This window comes from Gluconobacter sp., assembly GCF_047723935.1.
Taxonomy (GTDB): domain Bacteria; phylum Pseudomonadota; class Alphaproteobacteria; order Acetobacterales; family Acetobacteraceae; genus Gluconobacter.
In genome coordinates this window covers 52,563-59,445 of sequence record NZ_JBDOBO010000014.1, presented here as the reverse complement: position 1 = coordinate 59,445, position 6,883 = coordinate 52,563, and the positions used below count along the sequence as shown (strand labels likewise).

General features: G+C 57.2%; 6 protein-coding genes. 4 read left to right on the top strand and 2 right to left on the bottom strand.

The window, feature by feature from the left end; translation table 11 throughout:
- Nucleotides 1-203: 203 nt before the first annotated feature.
- Entirely contained in the window at nucleotides 204-1,697 is a 1,494-nt protein-coding gene (gene guaB / locus ABF979_RS07670; protein ID WP_046901678.1) for an IMP dehydrogenase, read from the top strand.
- A 56-nt stretch (nucleotides 1,698-1,753) separates the two neighbouring features.
- Nucleotides 1,754-3,088, top strand: a complete 1,335-nt coding sequence (locus ABF979_RS07665) for an RsmB/NOP family class I SAM-dependent RNA methyltransferase (RefSeq protein WP_415558910.1) — start codon at nucleotides 1,754-1,756, stop codon at nucleotides 3,086-3,088.
- Here the strand turns inward: ABF979_RS07665 and ABF979_RS07660 are convergent.
- Nucleotides 3,030-3,560: a GNAT family N-acetyltransferase gene (locus ABF979_RS07660; protein ID WP_415558908.1), complete on the bottom strand. Its 531-nt coding sequence runs from the start codon at nucleotides 3,558-3,560 to the stop codon at nucleotides 3,030-3,032. The genes ABF979_RS07665 and ABF979_RS07660 overlap by 59 nt on opposite strands.
- Before the next feature lie 97 nt (nucleotides 3,561-3,657).
- Here ABF979_RS07660 and ABF979_RS07655 point away from each other — a divergent pair, with 97 nt between their 5' ends.
- Complete coding sequence (locus tag ABF979_RS07655) at nucleotides 3,658-5,481, top strand: cation:proton antiporter (protein WP_415558906.1); 1,824 nt, start codon at nucleotides 3,658-3,660, stop codon at nucleotides 5,479-5,481.
- Here the strand turns inward: ABF979_RS07655 and ABF979_RS07650 are convergent.
- The gene (locus ABF979_RS07650; protein ID WP_415558904.1) at nucleotides 5,478-5,987 is read right to left on the bottom strand and encodes a L,D-transpeptidase family protein; all 510 of its coding nucleotides are present in this window, start codon (nucleotides 5,985-5,987) and stop codon (nucleotides 5,478-5,480) included. The two genes, ABF979_RS07655 and ABF979_RS07650, sit on opposite strands and share 4 nt — an antisense overlap.
- A 157-nt stretch (nucleotides 5,988-6,144) precedes the next feature.
- Here ABF979_RS07650 and ABF979_RS07645 point away from each other — a divergent pair, with 157 nt between their 5' ends.
- Nucleotides 6,145-6,879: a response regulator transcription factor gene (locus tag ABF979_RS07645; RefSeq protein WP_086633203.1), complete on the top strand. Its 735-nt coding sequence runs from the start codon at nucleotides 6,145-6,147 to the stop codon at nucleotides 6,877-6,879.
- Nucleotides 6,880-6,883: the final 4 nt, after the last annotated feature.

The window sequence follows — 6,883 nt, the reverse complement described above, 5'->3', positions numbered from 1 at the left end:
AACTACCGGCTCTGACCCGGTCAGCCCTGGTTCGAATCCAGGTCTCCCAGCCAACAAATTTCTTAAAATCTACCGCAAAAAAGAGACTTCCCCTCCAGGGGGGAATTAGTCTATGAGGACCCGCCAACGGCCGGCTGGGCCTCTTGGCCCCCGGTTCAGACTTCAAGCGTCCCACGACGCATGACCAACGGGGGCCAGCGGGCATGACATCCTCTTCCTGCACAACTGATTTTAACGCACGCATACGTGAAGCACTTGCGTTCGACGATGTTCTCGTCGAACCGGCTGAATCGTCCGTGCTTCCGGCCCAGACATCCACCCGCACACGCCTGACGCGCACCATTGAGCTGAACATCCCTTTGATGTCCTCCGCCATGGACACGGTCACGGAAGACGGAATGGCCATTGCCATGGCCCAACAGGGCGGCATGGGCGTCATTCACAAGAACCTCTCTATTGAAGAGCAGGCCGAGCAGGTTCGTCGCGTCAAGCGCTTCGAATCTGGCATGGTGGTGAACCCCGTCACCGTTGGCCCGGACCAGACACTGGCTGAAGTCAACGCCATCATGGCTCGCCACGGTGTCTCTGGCCTGCCGGTTGTGGAAGAGGGAACCGGCATCCTGGTTGGCATCCTGACCAATCGTGACGTCCGCTTCACCACGGACCTGAACACCCGCGTCCGTGATCTGATGACGAAGGACAACCTTGTCACGGTTCTGAATGGCGCTGCTCCTGAAGAAGCTCGCGCTCTGCTGCATCGTCACCGCATCGAAAAGCTGCTGGTCGTTGATGAGGGAGGTCGCTGTATCGGCCTCATCACCGTCAAGGACATGGACAAGGCGACGACACATCCTCTGGCCATCAAGGACGCGCAGGGACGCCTCCGGTGCGCCGCAGCAGTGGGCGTAGGAGAAGATGGCCTGAACCGTGCTGCCGCCCTCGTGGAAGCCGGCGTGGACGTTATTGTCGTTGATACCGCTCACGGTCACTCCCACGGCGTTCTGAGCACCGTCCGGACACTGAAGGAGCGTCACCCAGGTCTTCAGGTCATCGCAGGTAACGTCGCGACCCCACAGGCAGCACGCGCACTTATTGAAGCTGGCGCAGACTGCATCAAGGTTGGTATTGGCCCGGGGTCCATCTGCACAACCCGCGTTGTTGCAGGCGTCGGTGTTCCGCAGTTCTCCGCCGTCATGGAAACGGCAGCAGCCTGTCATGAGCTTGATGTTCCGGCCATCGCAGATGGCGGCATCCGGACATCCGGTGACATTGTAAAGGCCATTGGTGCCGGTGCTGACGTCGTGATGGTCGGCTCTCTTCTGGCTGGCACGGACGAGAGCCCAGGCGAGACGTTCCTGTATCAGGGCCGCTCCTACAAGTCGTATCGTGGGATGGGGTCTCTTGGAGCTATGGCTCGGGGCTCTGCTGATCGGTACTTCCAGGCGGAAGTACGAGATACGCTGAAGCTCGTTCCTGAAGGCATCGAGGGGCAGGTTCCTTACAAGGGTGGCATGGCGCCAGTCGTGCACCAGCTTGTTGGGGGCCTAAAAGCTGGCATGGGCTACACCGGATCAGCCACGGTTTCGGAACTTCAGGTGCGCACCATGTTCCGTCGCATCACAAATGCGGGCCTTCGTGAAAGCCATGTCCATGACGTGACAATCACGCGTGAAGCCCCGAACTATCGCCGGGACTGACATTTCCTGTGCATTGGCCTCTCGCTTTGAGAGGCCAAACCGGCTACGGGGGCGATATGACCCCCGCAGCTCGCCTTTCCGGCGCCATTGATCTGCTTTGTGCGATCCAGAATGCGCCCCGCCGTCCCGCAGACGCTACCGCCAACGCCTTTTTCCGTGAACGCCGTTATATAGGCGGCGGAGACCGGCGCGCCATCTCCACGCTTGCCTGGGATGTGCTGCGTAGCTGGCGTCGACTACACTGGCACCTGGAAGGCAGTCAGGGCGAAATTTCTCCACGCCTGCTATGTGCTGCATCCATGCTGCTAACCGGCACGACGATGGATCAGGTTCGCATGTTATTCAGTGGCGAGCGTTATGCTCAAAAGCCTCTGACGCCGCGTGAAGATGTGAACCTTAAGCATCTGGAAGGAAAAGAACTTTCTACCCAGAAGCAACCTGTAGCAGTCCGCCTCGAATATCCGGATTGGATTGAGCCAGCCCTGCGCGAAACGTTCGGATCCCGAATGGCTGACGAAATGGAAGCCATGCTCGGAACCCCGACTTTGGATCTTCGCGTGAACCTCCTGAAGGGCACTCGCGAGGACGGTCTGCGTGCGCTGAAGAACGAGGGACTAAACGCCGTCCCAACCAAGCTGTCGCCGTGGGGATTGCGCCTTGATGGCCGTCAGCCGGTTACGGCAGCACAGGCTTTCAAAGACGGGCTAGTAGAAATTCAGGACGAAGGTTCCCAACTCGTTGTCGCCGCTGCTGGCGCCAAACCGGAACACCGCGTTCTGGATTACTGCGCCGGCGCTGGCGGCAAGACTCTTGCCCTTGCCATGACCATGGAAAACAAGGGCCATATTGTTGCCTGTGACGTTCATGAGAAGCGCCTTGAAGGGGCTGTCAAACGTCTGCGTCGGGCAGGGGTGCATAATGTTGAACGGCACCTGCTCACCACAGGCGACAAATGGGCCAAGCGTCGTGCCGCAAGCTTCGATCGCGTTCTGGTGGATGCACCCTGTTCTGGCACAGGCACATGGCGCCGCAACCCGGATGCACGACTGCGACTGACACCTGAAGACATCCAGGAACTTGTTATCAAACAGTCCGAAATCCTTGATCGTGCAGCATCTTTGGTAAAGCCAGGTGGCCGCATGATCTATGCGACATGCTCGCTACTGGCCAATGAGAATGGTCAGCAGATTGATGCCTTCCTGAAGCGTCGGACAGATTTTGTTCGTGTGGCTACGGAAGACCTTCCCGATCTTCTCCCAGCCGAACTCCGCGAAAAGGCTCAGTTTTCCCTGACGCCCCTTCGTGATGGAACGGATGGCTTCTTTGCCTGCGTCATGCAGCGGGTTGAACAGAAGGGTGAGACGGCACAGGAAGAAGCTCCCTCCACATAACAAGCGCATCCACATACCCTTGCTCAGGGTGGTTGAACGCACCAGGTAGCGTTCCAACCACCCTGAAACCAAGATGCTTCCAAAGCGCAATCGCTCGCAGATTGGTGCTGACGACAAAGTTGAACTGCATCGCCCTGTATCCGAGTGCCTGAGCCTCTTTCAGGGCATATGTTCCCATTTGCGTTCCCGCACCATATCCCGGCGCTGCGACAAAACCAGCATTGGCGACATGCTGTCCACTGCCTTTCTGATTGTCCTGCACATAGAATGTGCCCACAATCTGGCCTGTCTTTGTCTCGGCAACATACACACGATGCTCGACGGCCATCCAGTACGCCAAGGCCTGCCGACGGCCCCACGTTCGCGGCAAAGCGTACGTTTCCCCAGCCTTGAGAACAGGTGCCAGCAAGCGCCAGATACCCTCCCGATCCAGGGACTGTGCCGGACGAATGGTCAGGATCGTTTCAACCATCGAATAACACTCTCAAAATCACGCAGTTAGGCCCAACACATTATCCGGGTTATGATACGGTTTCCAAAATCAGCACGGGACCGACGCGCTCTTACACATGCAGTATGATATTTTCATCGGCATCGCCTCGACCTTCGGGGCCGGAATGCTGGCCCAGTGGGTTGCCTGGCGGTTTCGCCTTCCCGCAATCGTGCTCTTGTTCACCATTGGGCTTCTTTTCGGCCCGGGGCTGGGCATTGTGCACCCCTCAGAGACGATGGGCTGGGTCTTCAGACCACTGGTTTCCCTCCTGGTCGCTATTGTCGTTTTTGAAGGCGGCATGGCTTTGGACATCCGGCAGCTCCGTGAGGCTGGGGAAGGTGTCGCACGCCTAACGATGCTGGCCTTGCCCATCAACTGGGTTCTGGGATCACTTGCAGCCCATTACGTTGCCCACCTTGAATGGGGCACGTCGATGCTGTTTGGCGCCATCATTGTTGTGACAGGCCCAACGGTGGTGCTTCCACTTTTGCGTAGCGCCAAGCTCCAGCCTCGTGTCGCAGCGTTCTTACGATGGGAAGCCATCGTTAACGATCCGCTGGGAGCGATTCTCGCGGCTGTGGTTCTGCAGCTCATGCTTCTGCACGTTGACCTGCATACCGGCGTCTTTTTTACCCACACCCTTCCTGATCTGCTCGCTGCTGCAACTGAGTCGATTTCGGCAGGCATTCTTCCAGCGTATCTGATCCGTTATCTCTTCACTCGCGACATGATGCCGGAAATTCTCAAAACGCCGGTGCTCATCTCAATGGCACTGCTGATCTTCACGGCCTGCAATCTGGAAATGGAGGGCGCTGGCCTGGTCGCGGTCACTATTTTTGGTATGGCCCTGACCAACCTTCACATTCCAGGCGTCGCAGAACTGAGGCGCATCAAGGAATCGATGGTGGTCCTCGTCGTGTCGGTACTGTTCATCCTGCTGACAGCAGATCTTCATCGCGACGTTCTCAAGCATCTTTCCATTCCCATTCTGATGCTCACGCTCGTCGTACTGTTCGTCGTGCGTCCGGTTGGAATTTTCTTTTCTACCCTGTGCACCAGTATGCCCTGGAAGGAACGCCTCTTCGTCGGGTGGATTGCTCCCCGAGGGATCGTCGCGGCAGCCGTGGCAGGCGCTGCTGGTATTCGCCTGAAAGAAACGGGCTACCAGTCGGCTGACCTCATTATGCCAGCGGTCTTCGCCGTCATTGCTGTCACCATGATTCTTCATGGCTTTTCGCTTCGCCCAATCGCGCGTGCCCTCAAGCTCACGCTCTCGAACGATCCGGCGATTGCCATTCTGGGGGCGAGCAAATGGTCTATCGACTTGGCAGCCTGCCTCCACCGGGAAAACATACCTATTCTTCTCGTAGACAATCGGTCCAGTGCGCTGATGGCAGCCGCACAACTCGACATTCCGGTTCTAAGAACTGAGTTACTGTCCCAGCACGGGCAGGAAGCACTGGAAGAACGACCAGCAGACTACCTGATCGCAACGACCGGAGACGGCATCTATAACGGAATGATTTGCGGACATCTTGCGCCAGCCATGGGCCGGGAGCGGGTGTTCCAGATCAGCCCGGGTGTCGCCCGACTGGATTTTTATCATGGGCTTTCCCGTGACTCCCGAGGAAAGGTTCTGGGAGAACCTGCCTGGAATTACACCCTGTTCGATACCCTGTTCGAGCAAGGCTGGCGCTTCGTATCCCGTGCAGCCAATGAGGCCAATGCGGCAGGGTTTGGAACGGACGACAATCGCCTCGATATCCTTGTCAGCAGACGCTCTGCCATTCTCATTCGTTCGGCAGAAGATCCGACTGTCATCACCCCGATGCCTGGGGACCTGATGATCTCGATGGTACCGCCGACTGACACTCCACACACAGAGGAAGAGGCAGCTTAAGGCGCTTCCACCATGATAGCCGTCAGACCCTGTTCCAGCACATAACGCAGGTCCTTTTCCTGCAATGCAATACAGCCTTCCGTCACACCGCTGACGGGAGGCAGATGCAGGAAAATTGCAGACCCACGTCCCGACTCGATGGTGACGTCATTCCACCCCATCACAATGCAGAGATCATAGACATGATCATCCCGGCACATTTTCTCACATGACGCAGGGTGAGGAAGTGTCACCGGACGGTTATAATCCGGGTGCGATCCGTCATCGCACCAACCATCCGAAGCAGCAATCGGCTCGATAGGTAAACCCGCGCCGGAAACAGGCTTTTCCACACGATCTGCGCGATACAGGATACGGCGGAGGGGTAGTTCACCTACAGGGGTCGCGTGATCGCCTTCACGCTTGTCAAGGCGAATACCACCAGCCCCGATCAAAGCCGGAATGATTACATTACGAAAGTGAAGAAAAGCGCGGCCCTCAGTGATTCTCAAAATAGCTTTAGTCATGTTGCTGTTCCCTTTCGGATAAGTATTTGTCATATCTCAGATGGCAAGTGTGCTGCTGGCCCTGCGGTGCAGGATAGGCAGAATTGGATGCGTGGCCTATTAACGCGAACACATGCGGATGTGACGTTTTCCGCCTAGATAAAACGAGACAGGTATTATGGCAGGTCCCCGGCCCATCCTCGTGGTAGATGATGACGATACGCTACGAAGCCTGCTGACAGAGCAACTCCAGCACGGTGGCGAACTTGAGGCTGTGGAAGCAGTCTCCGTGGCAACAGCAAGAGAGCTCCTTAAGAAGCCTGGTGCCCGTTACGACGCCATGCTGCTGGACATCACCCTTCCAGACGGAGACGGCCGCGACTTCTGTGCGGAGCTTCGTCGCGAAGGCGTTCGGATGCCGATCATTATTCTGACCGGTTCAGACGATGAAAGCGATGTTGTCCGCGGGCTTGATGCAGGAGCAAACGACTATGTCGCAAAGCCATTCCGTATCGGGGAACTGCTGGCGCGGCTTCGGGCACAGCTCCGGATCTTTGAAAACAGCGAAGATGCCGTTTTTGAAATCGGTCCTTACGCGTTTCGTCCATCGGCCAAACTTCTGGTTGAGACGGCCCGTAATCGCCGCATTCGCCTGACGGAAAAAGAAGCTGCGATTCTCAAGTATCTTTACCGGGCCGGTCAGCGCCCCGTCGCCCGTCAGGTGCTTCTGAACGAAGTCTGGGGTTACAACGCTGCAGTCACGACCCATACGCTTGAGACGCATATCTATCGTCTTCGCCAGAAAATCGAGCCAGACCCCACCAAGACGTCCCTGCTGATCACTGAGGGTGGTGGATATCGTCTTGACCCGGAAGGCCGCACTGTTGCTACGGCCGAATCACTGACAGCCTGATACT